This window comes from Streptococcus taoyuanensis (assembly GCF_029589235.1).
Lineage (GTDB): Bacteria > Bacillota > Bacilli > Lactobacillales > Streptococcaceae > Streptococcus > Streptococcus taoyuanensis.
In genome coordinates this window covers 51,770-78,313 of sequence record NZ_JARQVW010000011.1, presented here as the reverse complement: position 1 = coordinate 78,313, position 26,544 = coordinate 51,770, and the positions used below count along the sequence as shown (strand labels likewise).

At 40.2% G+C, this 26,544-nt stretch carries 18 protein-coding genes and 2 pseudogenes; 8 read left to right on the top strand and 12 right to left on the bottom strand.

Translation table 11 applies throughout. From position 1 onward, the window contains the following. Positions 1–114: 114 nt before the first annotated feature. Entirely contained in the window at positions 115–1,674 is a 1,560-nt protein-coding gene (locus tag P5Y91_RS07690) for a glycoside hydrolase family 43 protein (protein WP_118396489.1), read from the bottom strand. 177 nt (positions 1,675–1,851) lie between these two features. Here P5Y91_RS07690 and P5Y91_RS07685 point away from each other — a divergent pair. Continuing rightward, positions 1,852–2,955: pseudogene (locus P5Y91_RS07685) on the top strand (ISL3 family transposase); the annotation flags it as partial. A 140-nt stretch (positions 2,956–3,095) separates the two neighbouring features. Here the strand turns inward: P5Y91_RS07685 and P5Y91_RS07680 are convergent. The 6 genes and pseudogenes from P5Y91_RS07680 to P5Y91_RS07655 all read right to left on the bottom strand — a co-directional run bounded on the left by P5Y91_RS07680 (position 3,096) and on the right by P5Y91_RS07655 (position 11,393). Then, entirely contained in the window at positions 3,096–5,543 is a 2,448-nt protein-coding gene (locus tag P5Y91_RS07680) for a glycoside hydrolase family 3 N-terminal domain-containing protein (protein ID WP_277839211.1), read from the bottom strand. 1 nt (position 5,544) lies between these two features. Continuing rightward, positions 5,545–5,886: an alpha/beta hydrolase fold domain-containing protein gene (locus P5Y91_RS07675; RefSeq protein ID WP_118396491.1), complete on the bottom strand. Its 342-nt coding sequence runs from the start codon at positions 5,884–5,886 to the stop codon at positions 5,545–5,547. 56 nt (positions 5,887–5,942) lie between these two features. Beyond that, positions 5,943–6,044, bottom strand: a pseudogene (locus tag P5Y91_RS07670) (DUF3173 family protein); the annotation flags it as partial. A gap of 105 nt (positions 6,045–6,149) precedes the next feature. Further along, positions 6,150–6,800: a beta-phosphoglucomutase gene (pgmB, locus tag P5Y91_RS07665; protein WP_151191107.1), complete on the bottom strand. Its 651-nt coding sequence runs from the start codon at positions 6,798–6,800 to the stop codon at positions 6,150–6,152. Between the two features lie 66 nt (positions 6,801–6,866). Next, positions 6,867–9,668 carry an alpha-L-rhamnosidase gene (locus P5Y91_RS07660; protein ID WP_277839210.1) on the bottom strand — a complete coding sequence of 934 codons (2,802 nt, stop codon included), beginning with the start codon at positions 9,666–9,668 and terminating at the stop codon, positions 6,867–6,869. Between the two features lie 30 nt (positions 9,669–9,698). Then, entirely contained in the window at positions 9,699–11,393 is a 1,695-nt protein-coding gene (locus tag P5Y91_RS07655; RefSeq protein ID WP_277839209.1) for a glycoside hydrolase family 3 protein, read from the bottom strand. Positions 11,394–11,532: 139 nt separating this feature from the next. On the opposite strand from P5Y91_RS07655, the gene P5Y91_RS07650 reads away from it, so the two are divergent. The 5 genes from P5Y91_RS07650 (at position 11,533) to P5Y91_RS07630 (ending at position 19,452) form a co-directional block, all read left to right on the top strand. After that, positions 11,533–12,537 carry an AraC family transcriptional regulator gene (locus tag P5Y91_RS07650; RefSeq protein WP_277839208.1) on the top strand — a complete coding sequence of 335 codons (1,005 nt, stop codon included), beginning with the start codon at positions 11,533–11,535 and terminating at the stop codon, positions 12,535–12,537. 318 nt (positions 12,538–12,855) lie between these two features. Beyond that, entirely contained in the window at positions 12,856–14,238 is a 1,383-nt protein-coding gene (locus tag P5Y91_RS07645; RefSeq protein ID WP_118396502.1) for an MFS transporter, read from the top strand. A gap of 139 nt (positions 14,239–14,377) precedes the next feature. Then, positions 14,378–16,792, top strand: a complete 2,415-nt coding sequence (locus P5Y91_RS07640; protein WP_118396504.1) for a glycoside hydrolase family 2 TIM barrel-domain containing protein — start codon at positions 14,378–14,380, stop codon at positions 16,790–16,792. A gap of 61 nt (positions 16,793–16,853) precedes the next feature. Continuing rightward, positions 16,854–17,861 (top strand): alpha/beta hydrolase, encoded by a 1,008-nt coding sequence (locus tag P5Y91_RS07635; RefSeq protein ID WP_014713869.1) that lies wholly within the window; start codon positions 16,854–16,856, stop codon positions 17,859–17,861. A gap of 151 nt (positions 17,862–18,012) precedes the next feature. After that, entirely contained in the window at positions 18,013–19,452 is a 1,440-nt protein-coding gene (locus tag P5Y91_RS07630; RefSeq protein WP_277839207.1) for a 6-phospho-beta-glucosidase, read from the top strand. Between the two features lie 114 nt (positions 19,453–19,566). Here the strand turns inward: P5Y91_RS07630 and P5Y91_RS07625 are convergent, their stop codons facing one another. After that, positions 19,567–20,100 (bottom strand): hypothetical protein, encoded by a 534-nt coding sequence (locus tag P5Y91_RS07625; protein WP_118396508.1) that lies wholly within the window; start codon positions 20,098–20,100, stop codon positions 19,567–19,569. A 203-nt stretch (positions 20,101–20,303) separates the two neighbouring features. Here P5Y91_RS07625 and P5Y91_RS07620 point away from each other — a divergent pair, with 203 nt between their 5' ends. Both P5Y91_RS07620 and P5Y91_RS07615 read left to right on the top strand, forming a co-directional pair. Continuing rightward, positions 20,304–20,993, top strand: coding sequence for a response regulator transcription factor (locus tag P5Y91_RS07620; protein ID WP_182448468.1), 690 nt, complete (start codon positions 20,304–20,306; stop codon positions 20,991–20,993). After that, positions 20,993–21,880, top strand: coding sequence for a sensor histidine kinase (locus P5Y91_RS07615; RefSeq protein WP_118396512.1), 888 nt, complete (start codon positions 20,993–20,995; stop codon positions 21,878–21,880). Before P5Y91_RS07620 ends, P5Y91_RS07615 begins: the two co-directional genes overlap by 1 nt. A gap of 20 nt (positions 21,881–21,900) precedes the next feature. On the opposite strand, the gene P5Y91_RS07610 is transcribed toward P5Y91_RS07615, so the two are convergent. The 4 genes from P5Y91_RS07610 to pabB form a co-directional block, all read right to left on the bottom strand. Then, the gene (locus P5Y91_RS07610) at positions 21,901–22,653 is read right to left on the bottom strand and encodes an ABC transporter permease (RefSeq protein ID WP_277839206.1); all 753 of its coding nucleotides are present in this window, start codon (positions 22,651–22,653) and stop codon (positions 21,901–21,903) included. A gap of 54 nt (positions 22,654–22,707) precedes the next feature. After that, positions 22,708–23,616, bottom strand: coding sequence for an ABC transporter ATP-binding protein (locus tag P5Y91_RS07605; protein ID WP_118396514.1), 909 nt, complete (start codon positions 23,614–23,616; stop codon positions 22,708–22,710). Between the two features lie 583 nt (positions 23,617–24,199). Further along, positions 24,200–24,814: an alpha/beta fold hydrolase gene (locus P5Y91_RS07600; protein WP_049488958.1), complete on the bottom strand. Its 615-nt coding sequence runs from the start codon at positions 24,812–24,814 to the stop codon at positions 24,200–24,202. Then, on the bottom strand, positions 24,814–26,541 hold the full coding sequence (gene pabB, locus P5Y91_RS07595) for an aminodeoxychorismate synthase component I (RefSeq protein WP_118396516.1): 1,728 nt from the start codon (positions 26,539–26,541) through the stop codon (positions 24,814–24,816). Before pabB ends, P5Y91_RS07600 begins: the two co-directional genes overlap by 1 nt. Positions 26,542–26,544 lie beyond the last annotated feature (3 nt).

The following is a 26,544-nucleotide window of genomic DNA, read 5'->3' as shown; positions in this document are numbered from 1 at the left end:
CTCTACTACGCTGATTTCATCAGCTTTTACAGCCCTACTCAACTGTGCGGAGGTGGGACGACGAAATCGAATTCTAACGAATTACCGATTTCTGTCCCACTCTCTTTTTAAGATTTACTTTCGTTCTACTGATTTAACGACCATTTGAGCATCTCCTAGCACGTAGAGTCCTTGCATATCACCTGTATTGAGAGCTGCAATCGCTTCATTGGAGAAGTGTTGGGCACTGATTGAATATTGGATTGTCTCTGTTTGTGTTTGAGCAGTAAACACTTTTTCACTGGTTGTATGATGAAGGGTCAGAGTTTCCGGAAGAGCAGAGAGTTCGCCAATGATTTCATCCCATTCCAAATCTAGGATTTGGATATGTTTGCGAACGACAATGCGATTTTCTTCTTTTGACAAGAGGAGAGCAGCATAGTGATCCGAGTTAATGATGACAGCAATTCCCAAACTTCCTTGATTGAGTTGTGAGGTTTCTGGATCAAGAGTGACGACAAATGTTTGTTCATGTTCTGTTTGGCGTACAGCAAGAAAGCTTGGATTTGACAAATCTTTTAAGGTAAGATTGGATCCTTTTAGAATCAATTGTTGGTTTTCTATCAATAAGCGTGAACCGAGTTGATGACGTAAGGTCGTCCATTCTGGATCCAATTGCTCGCTGATAAAGTAATCTGTAAACTTAGATAAGTTTTGGGGGTTTGACAATGCCTGTGAATGATTAGGAAAATCCGCCAAATCGACTTCTAGACTAGGAATTCCCTTGTTTATTACAGGCCATTCTTCTGTCCACTCTACTGGATATAAGAGTGTTTCGCGTCCTAGGTTTGTGATTTGAATGTGATCAATTGTGGCTGGCCGTGTTCCCAAACAGGTTAACCACCAGTTTCCAAGTGTATCTTGGAAGAGATCAGCGTGACCGATGTTTTGAAGGGGTTCTTCTGCACGATCACGATTGGTAAAGAGAGGATTGGTTGGAGCTGGTTGGAAAGGCCCCCAGAGCGATTCTCCTTTAAACATGGTAATCATATGGCCTTGGCCTGTTCCTCCTTCAGCAGCAAGGAGGTAATATGCTCCCTTTTCTTTTAATATATGAGGGCCTTCGACATCTCGCCCTCCGGTACCGAAAGATAAAACTTCTGGTCCGCGGAGAATGTTTCCGGTTTCCAGTTCAATTTCAACTTGTTGGATGGCTTTCTTCCCTCCTTCTACATAGCCAGTAAATTGAACGTAAGTTCGGTTATCTTCAAAATAAAGATCAGGGTCAATTCCAAAGATATCTATTTCTATTCGTTGGTTTTCCCAGATAATTGCCGTCTGGTCTTCGTTTAGATAACCGCGGATAATGAAGTTTTTAAACTCAGCAAAATTTGTTGTAATTACATAGAAAAAACCTTGATTGTAGCGTATACAAACAGCAAAAATCCCTTCGTTGGATTTTGCTGAACGTAAGTCAGCTTGTTCAATTGTTTGTGCAATACCTGGTAATTTCTCCCAATTGAGAAGATCAAAGCTACGTGATAAGGCAATTCCGGGATAGTATTCAAAAGTGCTGTTCACCATATAGTAAGTATCTCCGACTCTAACAATACTAGGATCGGGATACATCCCTCTGATATGTACCCTCTTTACTGGACACCCAGTAAGGAGGGTATTTTCATGCGTTACAGTCATGAGTATAAGTTAGAGTGTATTGAGCTATATAGAAAAGGAATATGGCCTGAAACACCAGAAGGAATAAAAACATCAAACTTTCACCTAATGGTTCGATACTGGGTTCGTATCGAAGAACAAAATGGACCAGATGCATTAAAGCACTTAGGTAATAACAAAGTGTGGACTCCTGAGGCGAAATATGACTTTCAAAAAACTTCTAAGATTCCTTACCTTGAAACGACTGGTATGCCTACCAGAATCCTTCTGAAAAAGCGTCGATTCAAGTGCTATCAGTGCTCGAAAATGATGGTCGCAGAGACTTCCTTAGTCAAGAAAAATCACCAAATCCCCCGTATCATCCACCAAAAGATTGCTCAAAAGTTGATTGAAAAGACTTCTATGACCGATATTGCCCATCAACTTTCCATTTCAACTTCAACTGTCATACGAAAACTCAATGATTTTCACTTTAAGCATGATTTTACTAATCTTCCTGAAATCATATCCTGGGACGAGTACGCCTTTACTAAGGGAAAGATGAGCTTAATTGCGCAAGATTTTGACAAACTCAATATCATCACTGTTCTTGTGGGAAGAACACAAGCTATCATCCGAAATCACTTTCTTCGCTACGATCGAGCTGTTCGATGTCGAGTTAAAACCATTACAATGGATATGTTTAGTCCTTACTATGATTTAGCTAAACAGCTCTTTCCTAATGCAAAAATTGTACTTGATCGTTTCCATATTGTCCAACATCTTAGCCGTGCTATGAGTCGGGTGCGTGTCCAAATCATGAATCAGTTTGATCGAAAATCCCATGAATACAAGGCTATCAAACGCTACTGGAAGCTCATTCAACAGGATAGTCGTAAACTCAGTGATAAGAGATTTTATCGCCCTACTTTTCGCATGCACTTGACGAATAAAGAAATTCTAGACAAGCTTTTGAGCTATTCAGAAGATTTGAAACACCACTATAATCTCTATCAGCTCTTGCTTTTTCACTTTCAGAATAAGGAGTCTGACAAATTTTTTGGACTCATTGAGGACAATCTAAAACAGGTTCATCCTCTCTTTCATACTGTCTTTAAAACCTTTCTCAAGGACAAAGAAAAAATTGTCAATGCACTTCAATTACCTTATTCCAACGCCAAATTGGAAGCCACTAATAATCTTATTAAACTTATCAAGCGAAATGCATTTGGTTTTCGGAACTTTGACAACTTTAAAAAACGAATTTTTATCGCTCTGAATATAAAAATGGAGAGGGCAACGATAGCCCTCTCCAGGTGTTAGCTTTTCTTCAACCCACTACAGTTGACAATGAGCCTAACTTTTCATCAACCCACTACAGTTGACAAACATACAATTATTTTTGAATAATTAACAGTGAATATTACAACCTTCGGTCTGATACCGAAGGTTGTAATACTTTATTAAACCTCAACGTTGGTTAATTTTTCGACCAGTTCAATGACTCTTGAAGCATTTCGTTCCAGTTCCACTCTAGAAATCGGATAGGAAGAATCTGTCGAGTGTAATGCTCCCATTAGATCCTGATAATCGAGAACTCCACCAGGCATCATTAAATCATTTCCAGCTTTGATACTACCAGAAGCAATTGCTGACGGATACTTGTTGTTACTTCGTTCCGAAAGACCTGCTATAACCCAATCAGACATGACTAAACCTTGGTATCCCCATTCTTTCCGAAGGATTGTTTCTAGCAGATCAATTCTTTGTGAGGTATGTTCCCCATTTAACAAATTGTAAGAACTCATAACTGTCAAAGGGTTGCTCTCTAGAATAGCAATTTCGAATCCTTTAAGATACAAGTCACGCAAAGCACGTTGACTAACAATTGAATTATTCCACATTCGATTTGTCTCTTGGTTGTTACAACAAAAATGTTTGATAGAGACCCCAAGACCTTTGTGCTTTTGAACTCCAATTGTAATTGCAGCGGCTAATTTCCCACTGACTAATGGATCTTCCGAATAGTATTCAAAATTTCGACCACACAATGGATTTCGGTGAATATTTAAGGCAGGAGCCAACCAAATTTGCACGCCATAAATCTTCATTTCTTCTCCAACAAGTTCACCCAATTGTTCCGCGAGTTCAGTGTTCCAACTTTGACCAATTGCAGTTCCAATTGGAATAGCTGTGCAATATTGTTCGAATACCTCTCCAACTATTTTTGGCTCTTCCATTTTATCTAGACCCAAAATTTTTATCATCGAGTCTGGAACTACTTCCATCATTGAGTCAAAAGAATCAGTATCCAGACTATGGGCACCCGTTTCATCACGATAATACTTTCTTGACAGCCTTACCCCAGCAGGACCATCAGCCATTACAATAGGGGGCAAATTCTTAATTTTTGAAGTCGTTTCTCCTGCTGCACCAGCTACTAACATTCCAGCATTTCCAATAAAGCTATTGTTTCCACTATCTTCAAAACCTCCTAAACAAGTATAGGCCAATTCTTCATCAGATAATTGTTTAACAAAATCTTTCACTCTTTGTTTCACTTCATATGGTTCAATACTAATTTGATGAATATCGTCAGAATTCATTTGAATGACTTGTAAATTAGATTCTAACTTATGGTGAATTTCTTGTTCAGGAATCCAATCATCAAAATCCGCTTGTCCCCCAGAATTTGATAATTTTTGAACTAAGGTTGTCGTGGAAATATTAATTAATGCGATTGGCTCGGTTTGTGAACTAGAATTTCCCAAACGGATAATATAGTCTCCAGCTTCAAGAATTTTTGAAAATGTCTCAGTATCAAATGAAGCCAGATTTCTCATATCAAATGTCATTGAAACGACTTCACTTTCCCCTGGTTGTAATTCTTTAGTTTTCTTAAAGGTAGCTAATATTTGGTAAGGTTGGTCAAATTTTTCACTCGGAACTGAAGCATATACTTGCAATACTTCCTTACCCTTATAATGCCCATTGTTTTTTATTTCAACTACCAGACTAATTTCAGACTTATCTCGGTTGATTAATACGACTTTCCAATCAAATGTAGTGTATGATTTTCCATATCCGAAAGGAAAAATTGGTTTTACGTTTACAGTATCAAAGTAACGGTATCCCACATAAATACCTTCTTTATAACGAGTATCATCAACTGTTCCAAAGTCTCCAAGAAGTGGGTAATCATTGTACTCAGCCCAAGTTGTTGATAATTTTCCTGAAGGATTAGCTTTGCCAAGAAGAACATCTGCAAAACTATCTCCAATAGCTATTCCTGTCTGTGAGATTAACAGAATATTATTAACCTTCTCTACAATCGGAGAAATGTCGACAACTCCTCCCACATTCAATACTAAAATAAACTTCTTATATGTCTCATTTAATTGTAAAATGGTTTTTATTTCAGTCTTTGTTAGCTTGAAATCGCCTTCGACAACCTCTCGGTCTGAACCTTCTCCGCTTACTCTTCCTAAAACATAGATAGCTGTATCCGCATTACCAATAATAGGAATATCATATTCAGGCTCTGGCATTACTGCCCCAAGCCCTTGCATGAAAGCTGAGAAACCTTCTTTATCAATTTTATTTTTAAGATTGTTACAAAATTCATTGTGGGCTTCTTCCCAAATTGCATCATAATTATCTAACCAGTCCGTCGTTCCAATTTTAAAACCCGCATTAATTAATCCTTCTTCAATCGTTGAAAAATGCCGAACATTTACGTCACCAGAACCTGTTCCGCCTTTAATTGTACGTCTTGCTCCATTACCATACAAATCTACCTTTTGGGGCTCTTTTAAGGGAAAGTCCCCGTTAGATTTTAGTAGTACCATACATTCTGGCGCTAGTTTTCTAATAATATTATAGTGTTTCTCTTCATGTGCTTGTAGTTTCATATTATGCTCCTTTTGTTTTCCATTCATTTTTTAGATGCATGGATAGAAATTGAAATGCTTTTTGACGCTCTATAATTTGCTCTTCAGCATATTTAACTTTATATTCAGGAGAATTTGTCTCCATAAAACCATGTGTTGAGGAAGGAAATTCCTTGAAAGTCACTTGTACTCCAGCTTCACGAAGCAAATTACAATAGGCAATCCCTTGCTGGTACAATTCATCTTCTCCACATGAAATCAAAGTTAAAGACGCAAGATGATGCAGGTCATCGATTTTGGATTTTACTGGGGACATGATTGGTAAATCTGCTGTCATTCCATTTTGATAGAAAAGTTTTTTCATCTACTATCTCTAAATACTCCTTTATATTTCTTTGACATTGCTTTCAATTCCTTTCATTAAGTAAATTGAAAGCCGAGTAATTCTTCCACAATAAAACTAGGTGCAAGATCAAGTCTTTTGTTATCGAAAGGCGATTTGCTTAATTTTATCATGTTATTTGAAAAAATCAAAGATTTATAGCAATGTGTCCAGGATTCTGGGTACATATCACTCGCAAAATAGGATTTTGATATTGTGTAATAGTCATATCATTTTCTCCGCTTTTAATGAAATTGTTCTTGGATCATGTGCAGATTCAGGTCTGCAGTCGATGGAAAGCGTAAAAGAGCATGGTGGAGTTCGTCGCCTCCACAAGCTACTGAAAAGCTCCCTGCTTTGTTGATGGCTGTAATACCAGCGATTGAATCCTCAATTCCGATGCATTCTTTTGGTTGCAAGTCAAGAGCTTGGGCAGCTGCTAGGAAGATATCAGGAGCTGGTTTACCTTTTGCTACACTGGAAGGATCCACAATCGCATCAAAGACATCTAATAATCCTAATTTTTCAAGAATAATAGGTCCGTTTTTACTGGCAGATGCAAGAGCGATTCGAATTTTAGCTTTCCTTAGCTCTTGAATAAAGTCTGAAATTCCAGGTAAGATGTCTTGACTGGTCAATGCATCTAATGCCTGAACGTACTGTTCATTTTTTTCAGCTGCTAACTGTTTGAAATTTTCTTCTGAAACTTGGATACCAAGATAGTCTAGAATAATAGAGAGAGAGTCTTCTCGGCTGACCCCTTTGGTTTTTTCTTCTAGTTGATTAGGGAGGTCGGTATCAAAATGGTTTTTAATCAGTTTTTTCCAAGCATCAAAGTGGTAGCTAGCAGTGTCTGCGATGATACCGTCTAAATCAAATAAGGCTCCTTTAAGCATAGTTGTTCCTTTCATGGAAAAATATTGAAAAGCAAGTCTGAAGTAACGGTGCTCCAGACCCTTTTTTTACTTGTTTCGTTGATTGAGTATAATTGTTTGTTCGAGTAAGGACTCTATTTTTTTCAAGTCTTCTTTTGGAATGGTAATAAATGGTAAAATTTCATCTAATTTTGCAAGAGAGAGTTTGCCTAAGCCACCTTGGACAGCTCCTGGATCCTTACGGAAAAAGTCAAGGACGGGGTGGATAGCATCAATCTGTGCAACTAATTCTTCATCAGCCATTATAGTAGAAACAGGCGTGCTTGCAGCATAGCGTTCGACGTAGTCTTGAGTTGGGATATAAGAAATCTCATAGTGCCCAGCTGTCAGATCAAACTGACCGCCGTGGCTACTTGAATCATTAATGGAAACCAGTACCCCTTTTGAACGTGGCAGTGTGACATGGGCAGTACTTCCAAATGGGACATCTACAGTAAGAGTAATAGTATGTTTCTCATCTGTTTCAATGCGATAAGAAACAGCAATTTTTCCGCAGCTACTTTGATAGTGCCCAGCTACAGAGTTTAAACGATAGTCAAATTCTGGAGCAAGGTCAAATTCTTTGAAACCTTGATTCGAATTTCGAATTCCGAGAACAAATTTATAGGCCCACTCCATAACTGCACCGATAGAATAGTGGTTGAGGGAGTTCATTCCTTCAGGGTTCATGGATCCATCTGGAAGAACAGAATTCCAGCGCTCCCAAACGGTTGTAGCTCCAAGATTGACCGCGTAGAGCCAAGACGGATAGTCTTCATGAAGGAAAATTGTCGTAGCTAATTTATGGTATCCATGCAGAGAGAGCATTTGGTTGATATAAGGGGTTCCGACGAATCCTGTTTTGAGATGATCGTCATCTTTCCCAAGTCGAGTGACTAAATCTCTAGCTACACGTTCCAATTGATTTTCTGGAAGTAATTCAAAGGCCAATGCCAATGCATAAGCTGTTTGCGTATCAATTGTCAAACGACCGTTAGCAGAAATGTACTCGGCTTGGATTGCATGTTTAATAGCTTGAGACAGGTTTTCATAGTTTTTTGCTTCCTCAGTTTTTCCTAATAGTCGAGCCGTTTCTGCCACAATATGAGCAGAATAGTGGTAATAGATAGAAGCAATAAAGTCTTCATCTGTTTTGCCAGTTGGCATAGCAGGATTTTCTCCGTCCAGAGCAAGCCAATCTCCGAATTGGAAGCAGTGAGTCCAGAGGTTTTCAGTTCCTGTATTACGAGTAATCCAGTCAACCCAATCCTTCATAGAAGGATAGTGTTCTTTAAGAAGACTTGCATCACCTGTCACTTGATAAGCATTCCAAGGAATGAAGGTTGTTGCATCACCCCAGATAGCTCCACCTCCATCTTTGTTACCAAAGGAAGGAGCATACATAGGAGTACGACCATCATTTAATTGTTGTTCAATGGCAACATCTTTCAAGAATTTACGGTAGAAGGCGTAGACATCCATATTATATAAGGCTGTGTTTGAAAAGACATTGGCATCCCCAGTCCATCCAAGACGTTCATCGCGTTGAGGACAGTCAGTGGGAGAGTCAAAGAAATTGCCTTTTTGACCCCAAATAATATTTTGGAAGAGACGATTGACTTTGGGATTATTCGTTTCAATCTCTCCTGTGGATCTCATATCAGAATAAATGACATCTGCTTTGAAATCTTCAGGATTTAATTGATCTAAACCTTCTACTTTCATGTAGCGGTAACCATAGTAGGTGAAAGATGGTTGAACCCATTTCTCTTCTCCATCGGAAATATATTCGAAAGCAGCGCGAGCAGATCGTAAGTTTTCACGGTAGAAATTCCCTTCTTGGAGAATCTCCCCAACTTGAAGATAGATCTTTGTTCCTTTTGGAGTCCGGTTATAGAACCGAAAAAGTCCAGCATGATTTTGACCGAAGTCTAGTACAGTTTCTCCAGCAGGTGTGTAGAGGACTTCTTGGACTTCAAGTGTTTCTTTGACGATAAGAGGCAGGCTGAGACGATCACTTAAAATATCGTAGCTTTCTTTTAAAATAATAACTGGTTTCCAGTTTACGATAGAAAGGGTATCGTCACGGTCTTCTCCATAATAGATAGACGAGTGAGTAACTTTTCCAGTTGTCGTCAGCCAACTTTCATCTGTCGTAATGACTTCATGTGTTCCATCTACGTAGTCGATATGGTATTCGGCTAAAGCACGGTGTTGATCGCCGTAGATATCCTTTACACCTTGTATAAAGCCGTATGGCCCTTTATACCAACCGTCAGCTGTCGAAATCATAAGCTCATGTTGGCCAAGAGAGAGGGCTTTGGTCACATCATAGGTTTGTAGTTGAGTCCATTGATCATAAGCATTTACTCCAGGAGCAAGAAATTCATTCCCAATCTTTTCTTGGTCAATAAGGGTTTCATATACTCCGAGTGCTGTCATATAGAGACGGGCTCTAGCAACTTCCTTGTTAATCGTAATATCTTTTTTAAAGAGGGTATTTTGAATCTCTTTATCTTTGTTTCCAATCCATTGTGCTTGGAATGGCTCAGATAATTTTCCTGTTTCAAAGAAGCTGGAAGAGGAAATACATTCCTGATCGGCTGTGCGGATGGTGATCATGATATCGTAGCGTGTGCGTGGGAGGAGGTCAAGATCTACTTCAAAGAAGTTATTATCAAATGGGAGAAACTCCGTTTGGTAAACTGGTTGATCAGCCACAGATAGGGTCAACTGTTTTTGAATCTCTTCAAAGTGATCCGTTTCAAGTGTAAATTCAATGCGGAGATGTTCTAAAAGGAAGCCGAGAGGCTCTGTCATATGGTTTACTAGGATTGATTGAATATTCATGGTTATTCTTTCCTTTTCTAGGTATCATTTTTATAAGGTAGCTACGAAATCGCCACAGAAGGGATCAATAGGATTGATGCCTGTAAAATTTTCTTGGCCAGTCACTTTTTTTAAGACAGCATCTACAGTAGCAGGTGTTCCTGTATAGGCGTTGATAAAGGTTGAAATATAAGGAACGTCAAAGAGGTGATAAGGGTTTGCCGTTGAAACAAATACCGTTGGAATGGATGGAGCAAACCAAGGAGCATTGGCTGCCATGAGCTGGATCCAGTTAAGACGAGTAGTTGTTTGGTTGCTGGCTGTTTCCACATTTGCTACGTAAAAAGCGAGGTCAAATTTTTCTTCTAAATCTGTTGTTCCTTCTTCAAACATTTCATGGAAGTCCATCTGATAGAGGGAGACTTCGAAACCTAACTGATCTAAGCCATTTTTAAAGAGATCTGTTACTTTACCCCCTTCTTTAAAGCCCCCTTCATCAGAATCACCTAGGATAACTAGACGAACACGGGGTGTTTTTTGGGGAGAGAGAGGAAGGAGTTGATCACGATCTTTCACGAGAGTGACAGAGTGTTTGGCAATCTTAGCAGCTATTTCTAAGTGCTCACTAGTTTTTAGGATTGGTTTTTCAGGAATTTGCCCAATAAATTGTCCCACTTCGTTCATCAAACCTTGAGAAAGTTTAGTTGCTAGAATTCGAGTTACAGCTTGATTGAGACGATCAATTGAAATAAGACCACTGGCAACTGCTTCTTTAACGATTGAGTAATCTTCGTCAATGTTTTTATTAAAGAGAATCATATCGATTCCGGCATTGATAGTTGCAGGTAAGAGTTCTTTACGTGGGAGAATGACATTATAGCCCACCATAGCGGTCGCATCAGTAATGGCCAATCCATTGAAACCAAGTTCTGTTCGAAGGAGGCCGTCAATGAGGAGTTTAGAGGCTGAGGCGGGGCGTAAGTCCTTATCTTTGATTTCGGGGTTTAGCTTACGTTCCCAAGCTGGTTGGTAGATATGCCCAATCATGACACAAGGTGTTCCTTGATCAATCAAGCTTTTGTAAATCTGGCCATAACTGCTAGACCAATCTTCTGCTGATAGGCTATTAATGCTAGAGAGTAAATGTTGATCACGCTCATCAACGCCATCTCCTGGGAAGTGTTTTATTACAGGAGTAATTCCGTTTGCTTCCAGGCCTTGAATTTGAGCTTTTGCCATACGGAGGACGCGATCAGGATCTGATCCGAAGGTTCGTGTATTTGTAATAGGATTTTTAAAATTTAAATCAATATCTACAATGGGGGAGAAGGACATGTTGCATCCGACCTGATTGGCCTCATAGCCTGCGATGTTTCCTAGTTCAAAGGCTGCTTGAGGATCATTCGTCGCAGCCATTTGTAGAGGATTTCCTAGCCAAGTCCCCTCACTGATGATTCCATTTCCCCCAGATTCAAGGTTAGCTGAAAAGAAAAGCGGGTATTTGCTATGATGTTGAATTTGTTTGATTTGTCGACTGATTTGGGCCGCTGGTCCTGGTCGGAACATGAGCCCACCTGGTTTATAGGTGTCAATAAAGTCATCCAGAGAGACGCGCTCTTCATCTTGTCCGATAACAAAAAAGAGCTGGCCGATTTTTTCTTCTGTTGTCATTTCTGAGACAAGTTGGTGGATGCTGTCTGCCTGTTTTGTTGTTAATAAGTAAGGTTTTTGTGTAAGATTGAGCATTCAATTTCTCCTCGTTGTTTTTTTCTATTTATATTCTAGTCTGGAATAACAGGAAAAACTATCGTTAAAAATAGCTACATATATGTTCATTTCCTAGATTTATAAAATAAGGTATAATAGAAAAAGAAAGAAGGTAAGTATGGATCCATTTATTTTAGATTTACTCATCAATAAGAGAGAACAAAGAGAGTGGAAGGAAATTGAATCAACTATGCGACCGGTTCCTGCTAAGTATTTTAATGGAGAGCCAGTTTATGAATTTTTCCAAAACCTAGATGACTCTCTTGAAATCAATTTGCAACCTATTGCACTTTCTGTCAATCCAGTAAATTCTTTTGTCCCTTATCATTTCCACAACTATGTTGAAATGATACTTCCCTTGAAGGGCGATTTATCTATCATGATTGAAAATGAACAATTGGATTTGCATGAGGGAGATATTTTTATTGTAGGGCAAAACACGGTTCATAAAAATTTAGAAAGTAGTTCAGATGATGTGGCATTAAACATTGCCTTAAAATCAACAGCATTCACGTTGAATGATTTAGATTTCTTGCATAGAAATGGAAGTAATAGTTATCTGTCTGAGTTACTTTTTTTTACTCCAACAGAAAAAGAAAGGAATGGAATTTATACGGTTTTTCGGACTGAAGAAGGTGATGGTTTAATTAATACTATTTCTAATATTATCTATGAATATTATAAAAAGGGTGATAAACAATCAAACGACATTATTCGTTATGAGCTCTTAATCCTATTTGCTAAGTTACTGAGAATTTCTAGTAGATCAAATTCTGTAGAAAGCTCTAAAAAAACAGAGTCGAATTTATTATCTTTCATGCTTTATATAGAAAAAAATTATGCTTCTATCACTTTAGAAGAAATGGGAGAACATTTTGGATTTAATCCAAATTATTTATCGACCTATCTAAAAAAACAGACGGGAAAATCATTTATTAAATTAATTCATATTCAACGAATTAATGTAGCAGCAGAGTACCTTAGACATACGAATGCTTCAATTGAGCAGATTTCATTGAAAGTTGGATATGAGAACCCATCCTATTTCTATAAGATTTTTCGAAAACTTTTAGGGATATCTCCCTCGGAATATCGGAAACAAATAGGAAAAAATATGGAATAACTAAATACTGGATAAATTTTTATGAAAAAATTGTATCCAGTATTTTTTTTGTACGTTTCATTATTTTGAACAGATCACTCCTATAGTTTGGCTATTATTAAGTGGTGGCAACTATTAAAGGGTGTAACAAATAATAACTAAATAACTTGTTTTGTTGGGTTTTATGAGGAAATTATAATTTTTATTGATCATTCAAATAATTGTGAACATCTAAGAAATGAACATACTTTTAGTGATTTTAAGATATAGTGGTATTGATATTGGTCTGATATACTGTATTCATAACATCCAATACAATTATGAAAAGGAGATACTCTGATGGATTATAAACAACCAGAAGAAATGATGGATAAAAAATTTGCTTTTTTCCATGCAACCTCAGTAAGTGGAACTGCAATGATGATTGCAGCAATCTTATCTAGTTACCTCAGTGTCTATTTGACAGATACAGTAGGACTAGCTGCAACCTCTGTTTCCCTTTTAATGTTTATAGCAGCATTATGGGATGCAATTAATGATCCCCTGATGGGAGTTATTGCAGACCGAACCAAAACGAAATGGGGGCGCTATCGTCCGTACTTCTTGCCTGCACCAATTCTATTGACACTTTTTTCAACTTTACTTTGGTTTAATCCGAATCTTGGTAGCGGGAATTTTTGGTATTATTTGGCAATGAATATTGGATATGGTATGACAGTTACTATGTATACCATGCCTCAACTGTCTATCCTTCCAGCACACGTAAAAAGTGACGCTATTCGTAATAAGATTATCACATATGGAGCAGGGTGTATGGCTCTAATGTTTACCATTGGTTCTTCTTACGGACGAGATTTAGAGCAGGTTCTTGGTAAATGGTTCGGTACTCAAAATGGATGGATCCCTTTAATGATAATACTGGGACTTCTTTCTTGTGTATCATTCTGGGGATTGTTTGTAACTGGGAAGGAAAAGTATATTGAACCACTCCCTGAGCGTCCGTTGACACAGGATTTGAAACGAATTTTAAAACATAAAGAGTTATCTCCGTATATTGTAGTATGGATGATGGCCGCTATGGGTTATGGACTAATGTTTGGTACATCTGTTTATTATGTTATGTATTACATTGCACGACCTGATTTAATTTCTACATATATGCTTGTAGTATCTCTAGGTGCTTTAGTTTCAATGGTTTTACTTATGGGGATCTTCTTGCGGATTTTTAAGTCAGCCAAACGAGCACTACAAGTATCTGTAGTAGGATCTTCAATTTGTTATTTCATTTTGTTCTTCTTTGGGAAAACGAACTTTACGTTTCTACTTGTTATGAGCTTTATTGCGACAGCCCTTGCTTCAATGCAAAACGCTCTTGTCAATGTTTTGGTCAATGATGCAATTGATTACATCCAATTTACAGAAGGAATCTCAGCCAATGGTGTGATTTCTTCAATCCAAGGATTTGCGAAGAAATGTGGGGGTACCGTTTCTAATTCTCTACCATTGTTACTACTTGGTTTGGTAGGTTATGTAGCGGGGGCAGTTGGAAAACAAAATGGTGCAACTCTATTTGTTCTTAACTTTATGAGGTTTGGAGCTCCAATCATTACAGGTGCTATTATGCTTCTCTGTCTCCGTATTAATCCTGTTGATAAACATCGTGAGGATATTGAGGTCATGAAATCAATGATTCGAGATCATTCTGAAGATAATCATGAATAGGATGATCAATAACAATATATTTTACAATCTTTTATAGATAAGAAAGATGAGAAAGTGATAACGGCACATTTGTTTTTTTCAATGTGTCGTTTTAGATAGTTACCAATAATAAAAAGCGTTAGGGATATAAGGAGAAGTAATGAAGCAAGAACTATTCAATGACGATTGGCTTTTTTGGTATGATGAAAATTCATTTGCACTAGTTTGGAATATACCTGAGCAAGCTCAAAAAGTAACCCTTCCTCATGATGCAATGATTAGTGAAACACCATACGCTGAAAGTAAAAATGGAAATAATACAGGTTTTAGAGATGGAAAAAACTATGTTTATGTGAAAATATTTACTGCAGAAGAGGAAGATTTATATAGGGAGAATATATTAAAATTTGAGGGCTCCTATATGAATACGTTTGTCTATGTAAATGGACAGCTGGCGGGAAAACATCATAATGGCTACACTACTTTCTATGTAAATATGAAAGATTTTCTTCATTTGGGAGAAAATGAGATTCGTGTTCAAGTTCGAAATGGTGCGATGAGTAATAGTCGGTGGTACTCAGGAGGGGGGCTTTATCGAGATGTTTATTTATTGAGTAGTGATTTACTTCATGTATCAGCCACTGGTAGTAAAATTAAAACAGTAGAGTTAGAAAATGACTTTGCGAGGATTGAAGTATCTGTTCCTATTGAGAATATGAAATGCAAAGGAATTCAATTTGATTTAAAATTAATGGTATGTGATAAGGACGGGAAAATTCTTCTAGTAGATCAGCGTCCTTATTATTTAAAAGCAGGGGAGAATAATGAATTTAAAACGATCTTCTCGTTGGATAAGATTCAAGCGTGGTTTGCTGAGTCTCCTACCATGTATCGTATGATTGTTGAACTATATCAAGAAGGAGACTTATGTGATACTGATACCCAAGAGTTTGGAATTCGGACTATTTCTGTAGATAGTAAACGTGGGCTACGAATTAATGGGCAACAGACAGAACTTAGAGGAGCTTGTATACATCATGATAGCGGTTTGATAGGTGCTGCGACTTATCAAGTTGCCCACTATCGTCAAGTACGTATCTTAAAAGAAGCAGGGTTTAATGCTATTCGTATGGCTCATAATCCAGCTGCTCCAGCTTTGCTAAGAGTTTGTGATGAGTTGGGAATGTATGTAATGGACGAAACATTTGATAGCTGGACACGTTTTAAAGGAGATTTCGATTACAGTCTATTTTTTGAAGAATCGTGGAAGAATGACGTATCTACTATGGTTGAAACAGATTTCAACCATCCTAGTGTTATCTTGTACTCCATTGGAAACGAGATTCCTGAAATTGGAACTAAACATGGAAGTCGCATAGCCAAAATGATTCATGATCATATTAAAGATATCGATCAAACTCGTCCGACTTTAGCTAGTATAAATGGCGTTTTTGCAGCTGGGGAAGTGATTCCGCAGATTGCTGAAGATATCCAGAAACAAAGCCAAATTGATCAATCAGATTTAACAGGAAATGTAAATGATTTTATGACTTTAATGGATACTAGTATGGATAAAATTGTTGTGCATCCTCTGATAAGTCAGCGACTGGATTTGGCAACAGCTTCGACAGATATTGCTGGCTATAATTATATGTCAGCTCGTTACGAATTAGATGCAAAAGAACATCCTAATAGAGTTATTGTAGGAAGTGAGACTTATCCTCCTGAAATCGCACGTAATTGGTCCTTGGTTAAGAAATTAGATAGTGTTATTGGAGATTTCACATGGACAGGTTGGGATTATATAGGGGAAGCTGGAGTTGGAATACCTGCTTATAACTGGGGTGAGGGAGGATTTGGTGCTCGATTTCCTTGTCAGCTAGCTTATTGTGGAGATATCGATATAACTGGTGTTCGACGTCCACTTTCTTATTACCGTGAAATCGTATTTGGTTTACGTGAAAAACCTTATATTGCAGTTCAAAAACCCGAGCACTATGGGAAAAAGTTAATTAAAACACCGTGGGTTTTATCAGATTCTATTCGATCATGGACTTGGCCAGGTTTTGAAGGACATCCCATTGTTGTAGAAGTATATGCTCCAGGTGATGAGGTTGCTCTATATTTAAATGATCAGTTAATAGAAAAAAAAGCTACTTCAGAAGAACTAGACTATCTAACCAAATTTGAAATAATGTATCAAAAAGGTTGTTTAAAGGCGGTAAATTTTGAAGATGGTCATATGATTAGCGAAGATATTTTAATGACAGCTGATGAAACAACTGCTCAATTACAGGGGAGGATTGAGGAGAATGGTGATTTAACCTATATTTCGTATACGGTAGAAGATAAATCAAACAATCTCATTACTCATAAGAAAATGGACTTATGTATTCATGTTATGGGAGCAGAAGTGCTTGGTTTTGGGACCGGAGACCCAAAACCTTTGGATAAATATAATACTGATAGAACATCAACTTTTAATGGAAGGGCGTTAGCAATTATACGAAAATTCAATAAAGATGCACAAGTAATCGTGACCAGTGGAGACATGACTGTGGATTTAACTGTATGAGAAGTTTGATCTCGAAAAATTTAGAAAAGTTGAATCAAAAATAGTAGTTCAGAGGTACACTATGAAAAATCCTTTATATATATGGGGTGAGCAAATCCCAGGAAATAATAAACGTTTAAAGACAGATGTCTTGAATATTCACGAGGAGTATACCCCTCATGATTTATTTGAGAAATATCCGGGAGTCTGGGATAAATCATCAGATGAACTTGGAGATCTATCAGGCAATGATACCATGGTTTATCGACAAGAAATTGAACATGGACCAGCAGAAATAACGTATACAGACCGGCCTTTTCTTCTTCCTTATCTATCGGAAGGGAGCGATCAGGCAGTTGTGATCTGTCCTGGTGGAGCCTATTTGACAAAATCTATGGTGACGGAAGGAGAACAAATTGCTGAACTTCTTAATGAGGTAGGAATTTCAGCTTTTGTTCTTTGGTATCGCAGTTACCCCTATCGTGAACCCCTCATGTTTTTAGATGCTCAGCGAGCTATTCGTTATGTCCGATATCACGCAGCTGATTTTGGAATTGATCCTAATAAAATTGGTTTACTTGGTTTTTCAGCTGGTGGTAACTTAGCAGGTGTAACTTCCTTATTACTAAGAAATCAGGATTGGTTCCAAGGATTAGATTATCAATTGGATAAGATTGATTTGGAAGATGCTAGTATTTCATCCTTGGGCCTCATCTATCCAGCTATTTCTCTTCAAAAGGATAAAATAATAGCTGTTCTAGCAGGTGCTGACAGTTATCGTGATCCAGTGACTTGTCAAGCTGTTGCAGATCGATTGGATATGAGAAATGGTTTGAGAAATGGAGATGCTCCACTCTTTATCTGTGCAGCACTAGATGATGAAGTAGTTCCAGCTCAACACTGTCTGGATTTAGTGCATAAAGCGAATGAGAAGGGGATTTCTACAGAAATACATCTTTTTGCACAGGGTGGGCATGGATTTGGAGCCTGTCTAGGAGAACAGATGCCCCAATTTTATCATGATTGGACTCTTGTTCAACAGTGGAAGGACTTATATCTAACCTGGTTGAAAACGGTTTGGAAAGAATAAGATGGATTTTTAGATCTCAAGTAAGGGCTTGGGATCTTTTTTTAGAGTAAAGGAGTTACCTTAGAATAGTATCAGTTTTTCATAGGATCTTGTAGGATTTTTTGGAAAGAGAAGGGTATAATAGAACTATCAAATCAAGTGAGGTAGAGAGATGACCGACAAACTTCAATTTCCAGATGGTTTCCTTTGGGGTGGGGCGACGGCTGCTAACCAGTGTGAGGGAGCTTATAATGAAGATGGCCGTGGCTTGGCTAATGTGGATGTGGTGCCGATTGGGCCTGATCGTCACGCCATTATTACAGGTAAGAGAAAAATGTTCGACTTTGAAGAGGGCTATTTTTATCCGGCTAAGGATGGCATTGATATGTACCATCGCTACAAGGAAGACATTGCTCTCTTTGGGGAAATGGGCTTTAAAACCTATCGTTTGTCCATTGCCTGGTCTCGGATCTTCCCTAAAGGAGATGAACTAGAGCCGAATGAGGCAGGTCTACAGTTCTATGAAGACCTCTTTAAGGAGTGCCATAAGTATGGCATTGAACCCTTGGTGACCATTACCCACTTTGACTGTCCCATGCATTTGATTACCGAGTATGGAGGTTGGCGTAGTCGTAAAATGTTGGAATGTTATGAACGACTCTGCCGGACCCTCTTCACTCGCTACAAGGGCTTGGTCAACTACTGGCTAACCTTTAATGAGATCAATATGATCCTTCATGCGCCTTTTATGGGAGCAGGTCTCTGCTTTGAAGAAGGGGAGAATGAGGAGCAGGTCAAATACCAGGCGGCTCACCATGAATTGGTCGCTTCAGCCATTGCCACTAAGATAGCCCATGAGATTGATCCGAACAACAAGGTGGGCTGTATGTTGGCAGCTGGACAAAACTATCCGCATACCTGTGCTCCGCGAGATGTCTGGGCTGGTCTAGAAGAAGACCGCAAGAACTATTTCTTCATCGATGTGCAAGCGCGTGGGGAATACCCTAACTATGCCAAGAAAGAGTGGGAGCGTCAGGGAATCACGGTTGAGATGACGGAGCAGGACCTGCAATTGTTGAAAGACCATACAGTGGACTTTATTTCCTTCTCCTACTATGCTAGTCGGGTCGCTTCAGGGGATCCAGCTGAAAGGGAGAAAACAGCGGGCAATATCTTTGCCTCTCTGAAGAATCCCTACCTAGAAAGCTCAGAATGGGGTTGGCAGATTGACCCTCTTGGTCTCCGCATTACGCTGAACACCATCTGGGATCGTTATCAAAAACCCATGTTTATTGTAGAAAATGGACTAGGCGCCGTTGATACCCCAAATGAAGCCGGGGAGATTGAGGATGACTACCGGATTGATTACCTCGCAGCCCATGTCAAGGCCATGCGGGAGGCCATCAACGAAGATGGCGTTGTCCTCTGGGGTTATACGACTTGGGGCTGTATTGACCTGGTCTCTGCCGGGACAGGAGAAATGAAGAAGCGCTACGGTTTTATCTATGTCGACCGGGACAACGAAGGCAAGGGAAGCTTGGCCCGCTCACGTAAGAAATCCTTCTATTGGTACAAAGAAGTCATTGCGACAAATGGGGCTTCTGTTGAATAAAAGTTTTCGGTACTTGCTGGCCGACTCTCTCCTATAAACGAAAAAGCTTAGAATCCCAACCACAAGCTGGGGTCCTAAGCTTTTTGTATGTAGTTTAGCCAAGTCATTACGGATTTACTGGTCGTAATCTAAGACATTGTTCTCGATTACAAACTTAGATTCAGCGGAAATGTCGGCTGCTCCTAGTTGCAACTGAGAACTTCCGTCTGGCTTCATGATGTGCCACTGACCGTCCTTATGGGCAAAAATAGCCTGAAATGTGACGTTATCACTCTTGTCTCGAATGGGTAGAACAAATGCTTGATCTGCATTCTCTAAGAGAATCTCTTCTTTTTTTTCAAAGTTATAGATATAAAATTGCCCAGTTCTTTGTCCCAAACCATGAAGTTCATCGACTTTGTGCCAGTTCTCAAATTTTGTCCGAACAAGGGATTCATTATAAATCTTGTTGAAGGTTTCGTTGCGTTTCTTCGTTTCTTCCTCGTCTAGTGTTTTCTGAAACTCTGCAACCTTTTTAGTCGTTTGGATGGTTTGTTTGTTTTGCTCCCTGATTTGGTGTCGGTGGATGACTCGCATCATTCTTGCAGCAACGCCCAGGATGACAAGGATGGATACAAGACTGATTTTAGTTTTAGCATTATTTTTCATAGATGAGTCTCCCTATTGTGTCATTGGTCCTATTATACCCTTTGAAAAAAAGGATCGTCAAGTTCATCTTGTGATGATCTAACATGCAGATCTACCTGGGGACAATAGAATTTTATCAGATTTTCATTGACGAAGGTCCCTTTATTTGATAGGCTAGGGGAATAGAACTGATTTCGCAAGAAAAGGAAAAAGGAGCGAGGCAAGTGGCACGGATTTTATTAATCGAGGATAATAATGATATCCAAGAAATTTTATACAGTCTCTTAAGTGAAGATCATGAGGTCCTTCAGGCTTTTTCAGGTACAGAAGGGCTACGGCTCTTCCAGCAAGAAGCCATTGATTTGGTCCTTCTGGATATCATGCTTCCAGGGAAGAATGGGGACCAGGTCCTTGAGGAGATCCGTATGCAGAGTCAGGTGCCAGTCATCATGATGACGGCTCTTGGAGACAAACACCTCATTAGCCAGTACCTCCTTGCAGGTGCCAATGATTATATTGTCAAGCCCTTTAATCTGGACGAAGTGGCAGCTCGGGTGACGGTGCAGTTGAGAAATCAACCGACGGTAGTACAGGAAGCTCAAGTGTCGCAAAAGCTTTCCTTTAAAAATTTGGTCTTAAATCCAGAAACCTTTGAACTGGAGTCCGGCGAACAGACGCTTCGCTTGGGCAAAAAAGAATTTCAAATTTTTGAGACCTTACTGGCGCATCCAAAGAAAATTTTTACCAAAGAAGAATTGTATGAGGTGGTCTGGGAAGAGGTCTATCTGCCTGGTGACAATACCCTCAATGCCCAACTGAGCAATCTCCGAAAGAAAATTGCCCAGCTTGATCCAGATGAGGACTATATTGAAACGGTCTGGGGCTTGGGTGTTCGCTTGAAAGGAGACAAGTAATGTGGGTTTTAGTTCTAATTCTTGTCGTCCTTGTCCTTTTCTTGGGTTTGGGCTATGCTCGCTTGCTTTCTGCCTTAAAGGATTTGCAGGAGCAGATTCAAAAGAAGCTTCAAAGTGGGAGTGGGGTACGACTGACCTCCCAGGTCTCAAAAAAAGAATTGGTCGCCTTGACCAAGCAGGTCAGTGATCTCTTTGATCAGATCGAGCGGACCAATCGGATTGCCTTTCAAGAGAAAAAGACCTTGGATATGGCTATCAGTAATATTGCTCACGATATTCGGACGCCTTTGACCATTGCGTCGGGCTATACCCAACAAATCATCAAGGGTGGGACGCAGGAAGAGGAAAAGCTGAAGAAAATTGCTTCCAATCTTCAAGTCGTCTCAAAACGCCTGGAATCTCTCTTGGAATACAGACGCTTGATGGAGGGAGCCATTCAGCCTCGGATTTCAGACGTCGATCTCAGCCAAGTCCTAACTCAGCAGTTATTCCAGTATTACGATAGCTTGTCTGAGGCGGGGATTGCCTTAGAGGTAGAGCTAGAAGAGCATCTTCATTATGCTACGGATCCAGAGCTCTGGGAGCGCCTCTTGCAAAATATGCTCAGTAATGTCCTCAAGCATGGGAAGGATCAGGCGCGTTTAACCTTAATGTCGGACGCGGACACGATTCGGGTCGAGCTACGCAATATTGTGCAACAACCGATCCAGCACTTAGATCAATTAGCTAGTCGCTTCTACTCTGAAAATCTGTCGGATACAGAAGAGTCTTCCGGCTTAGGGCTCTACATCATTCAAAATTTTGTAGAGATCTTAGGGGGCGACTTGCAACTGGCAACAGAGGCAGATTGGTTTATCTTGACCATTACACTAAGAAAAAAGGCTTGAGCACCGCTCAAGCCTTTTTGTTATAAATCTTTGTGTTTAAAAGTAGCGAGTCCTAGGAAGCCAAAAACAAGGATGAATCCAAGGGCAATCGAGAGGGTGTTGTTTGTTGCTATCGTACTTTGGACCATGGAATATTGGAACTCCAAGTTTATAAAGTGGAAAATGTCAATATCTTTAAAGAAGAGCGCAGGCAGGCTTAAGAGGATATTTCCGATGAAGTAGCCAACGAAGGCCAAGGTGATGGATTGGCTGGCGTAGAGAAGGAAGGAAATGATACTGACCCAAGCCAAGGTGCAGAGGAACTGAATCAGCACAGTCAGACCAAAATGAGCCAAGAAGTGCTCTGGCATGGTGCCAAGTCCATTGTAGAGGGTCGCGATCAAGAAGACGAGACCATAAGAAACAAGAAATTGAAAGAGAGCAATGGTCAGGACGACTGCGCTTTTGGCAAAGTAGTAGCTAGTGCGAGAAACGCCATAGGCTAGGCTGTTTTTATATAAGTTTTGCGTTAAGTCTGTTCCCAGAACTAAGGTGATGACAATAATGGTAAAGAGGATGGTCACACTGATGCTGGAAGAGTAGTTGGTCAAGGCTTTAAAGCCCGTCCAAACTTCGGTTGCTTGGGGTAATTTGGATTCCGTATTGACGCCGACGTGGCCGGTAGCTCCAAAGATGACTCCAGACAGGATGTTAAGAACGAGAATGGCTTCTGTAATCCAAAAACCTTTGGAGCGAAAAAGTCTGTAAAAATCTGCTTGAATGGTATGCAACATGATAAATCTCCTAAATGAAATATGTGGGATAAGTAATACGAGACGGTGGTTTGACTAATCTACCAAGTCCGTAAAGAATTTTTCCAGATCTTGGCGGGCATAGTAGATTTCATCCACGTCGATATCCGCTTGAACGAGGGCTTTGACAATGATTTTAATATCGTGAGTCTGTCCGAAGATATGGATTTCTCCATCCTTATCGATGACCTTGATACGGTGATGGAGTTGATCCTGGATCAGTTGACTCGCAAGGGCTAGCTGGCTGGTCTTGAGGATGATGTAGTCTTCTCCTTGTTCTTCGAATTCAGCCTTGCTAATTTCTTTGATCAGGCGTCCTTGGTCGACAATGCCAAAACGATTGGCAACCAGATAAAGTTCGGACAGGATGTGACTGGAAATGAGGATGGTCATGCCGAGTTCATCATTGAGGCGCTTGATCATCTGACGGAATTCCTTGATTCCGACTGGATCGAGGCCATTGATGGGTTCGTCCAGAATAAGGAAATCTGGCTTAGCAATGAGCGCGATCGCTATTCCCAACCGTTGTTTCATCCCGAGTGAAAAATCACGGAATTTCTTCTTACCCGTATTATTCAGGCCGACATAGTTCAGGGTTTCTTTGATGACCTGGTCGGGATTTGGGATATGGCGAGCCTTGCAATAGTAGACCAGGTTTTGATAAGCGGTCATATGCTTGTGGGCCACGGGACTCTCAATGACGGATCCGACCCGTTTTAGGGCTTGCGTCCACTGGGAGCGATTTTTAGAAGCAAAGAGGGAGATGCTTCCGTCAGTTTCCTGAATCAGTTGGGTGATCACCTTGATGAGGGTGGTTTTCCCTGCGCCATTTTTACCGATCAGTCCGTAGACGTCGCCTTTGCGAATGGTGAGATTCACATCATTTAAGGCGTATTGATGACCGAATTTTTTACTCAAATGGGAAATTTCTAATACTTTTTCCATGGTTTTCTCCTTCGTCCAAATGACTAGTTGTTTTCTTTACACTCTTAGTATACAGCTTGCTTTTCAAATAACTATCAAGCAATTCTCAAATATTTCTAAAAAATTGCGGTAAAGACTTCTTATAAAATAAAAATGTTGAATAGGTGACTCTACAAAGAAATAAAAAGAATTTCTAATGTTGAAATTCAATCCAAAATATATTAAAACTTTCCGCTGTGAGAAAAGTGCTAGAAACGATCATGTTTCTAGCACTCGGGAGTTTTGGAAGTAAAACAGTTTGGGAAACTGTTTTAGCCTGAGCTTTGAAATTAAAAAGCGAAGGGGTTTAAAACAAATTGAACACGGGCTGCGGATTGTGTCAAAAAGATAAGTTCTCCTAGAATCTACAGATTTTGTGTCAAACCTCCTATTTTGACTTTATCCGCAGACGCCCTTTGTATCTTGATTAAGTCATGGAACTTCCTGGATTGCTGAAATCATCCACTGGATAATTTCACCTAACGTCCGTACTCACCTAAGGAAAGTTTTAAAAATGACTTTATATATATTATGAATAACTGTTCTAAAAGTTAGCCTCTTCATTTTAAAATTCAGCAACAAACTCTTTGATGGCTTGCGCGAGTTCATAGGGTTTCTCGGTATTGAGTAGATGACCTCCGTCTGCGATTTCTTGATAGCGGCCTTTTGGCAGGAGCTTGGCCAATTTTTTAGAAGAAGATTGATTGGCCCAATCTCTGCTGCCACAAATAACCAAGCTAGGGAGGGGGCAAGCTTTAGCGGTATCGGTTAAATTGAGCCCTTTTAATTCGGTCAAGATTTGAAGCATCTGTTGTTTATTGGCATCTTGTTTTTCAAAGACATGCTTGGGAAGTAGACGAAAGAGAAGGATCTGGAGCCGATAGAGGGGGTTGGTGTTGAGTTTGTATTGAGTTCCTGCAAGGACCAAGCCCTTGAGTTGCGGGAAGTCTTGTCTGGAGAGATCAAGAGCGAGCACGCCACCTAGTGAGAGTCCTACCAGAATAAAGGGTTCGCTTTCTTGCTGGAGGCGCTCCATCAACCTTTCTTTGACTTCCTGATAGCTTTCTTTTGGGTGGGAGAAAATATCAAAAGTTTTGGAGTGCAAGGGTGAAAGTGCAAATTGGACTCCTTGCCAAGAGAGGACATCTTGCCCTAGTCCATGTAAAAAAATAAGTTTCATCAGGAATCCTTTCTTTGAAAATCGAGTTCGTAGAGACCACGAAGAGCATTGCAGGCATAAATACGATCAGCGTCTGTTAAATCGTTCAGAGTTAAGAGTTTTTCTTCAACTTGCTGGGTCTCAAGAAGATGGCGCCGATAAATGCCATCGAGTAAGGGGAGGTGAGCTGGTGGGGTATAGAGTTGTCCCTCTATCTCCAGCACCAGATTGCCAATCGTCGTCTCTAGCAAGCTTCCGTCTGGCAGATGGAAAATTTGCTCGTGATCTGACTGGCTGAGATGGTCTCTCTGACTCGTTTTGAAATAAGTAAATGGCGTCGCTAAATCAAGCTTCTGCTCGGTCAGTTGGGCCTGTAGATAGCTAGCTGGCAAGTCTGTCAGTTCCGTGATCACTAGGTGGAAGGTTCCGTTTTTTTGCAAGGCAATCCGACAACGATAGTCAAGGTTGAGATCTAAATGAGCGAGCTCTTCTTGAAGTTCTTTCAGGAGTTTTTGCTCATCATAAGGATAGGCAAAGTAGCGACTAGCTTCTCTCAAGCGTGTTACATGTTGGTCTAAGAAAGACAACTCTCCTTGGTGGATGCGGCCGGTCGTCAGGAGCTCAAAGCGAGGCTCTTGCCGGTAAAGGACAGCCGATTTTTGCTTGGTTTCCTGGTATTCACTTTCCCATTGACTGTCCCAAGTGATACCTCCTCCTACGCCATAGATGGCTTGATCCCCCTGCATTTGAAGGGTCCGGATGGCTACATTAAAAATCCGTTTCCCTTTTGGAAGAAGGATGCCGATCGTTCCACAGTAGACACCTCGAGGAGCCTTCTCCGTCTTTTGGATGATTTCCATAGTGGAGATCTTCGGTGCTCCTGTAATCGAGCCACAAGGAAAGAGAGCTCGGAAGGTTTGGACCAGATCGACCTCAGCTCGCAAGCGACTTTCGATGGTCGAGGTCATCTGCCAAACAGTGGAGTATTGCTCGACTTGGCAAAGACGGGTCACCTGCTCACTTCCAATCTCCGAAATCCGGTTCATGTCATTGCGGAGGAGATCCACGATCATCATGTTTTCTGCTCGATTTTTGGGGTCGGCTTCTAACCAAGCAGCCTCTTGAAGATCTGATTGGTTAGTGAGACCACGGTGTGTTGTTCCCTTCATAGGGCGCGTGGTCAGTAGCCGGTCGTCTTGCTCAAAAAAGAGCTCAGGGCTGATAGAGAGAATGGAGACATCATCGTGCTGGATGAAAGCATTGTAATGGGCCTTCTGTTCTACCACCAAGCGATTGTAAATGGCCAAAGGATCAGCCTCTAGCTCTTGGGAAAGCTGGACGGTGTAGTTGACCTGGTAGGTATCTCCCTGGCGAATATGGTGATGGATGGTCTCGATGGCTTTTTGATAAGCAGGCGCCTCTACCTCTTCCTTCCAATTGGCTGGAAGCTCCACAGCCTCATAGTCCTCTGGAAAAGGAAGAGTTTCGACCTCCTCGTGGATAGTAAAATAGAGGAGATACTCTCCCATAAGAGGTGCTGGATGGACAGCAAACTTCTTCTCAAAAGCAGGAGCAGCCTCATAGCTGATATAGCCGACGGCATAAAAACCAGCCTCCTGGTAAGTTTCCACTTCTTTAAGAAGTGCCTCTACTTGGTCGAGGTCTCTGGTTTTTAATTCCTTTATGGGCTCGGTGAAAAGGTGGCGCAAACCAAGCTCTTTAAAATCAATGATGGTTTGTTTATGCATGCT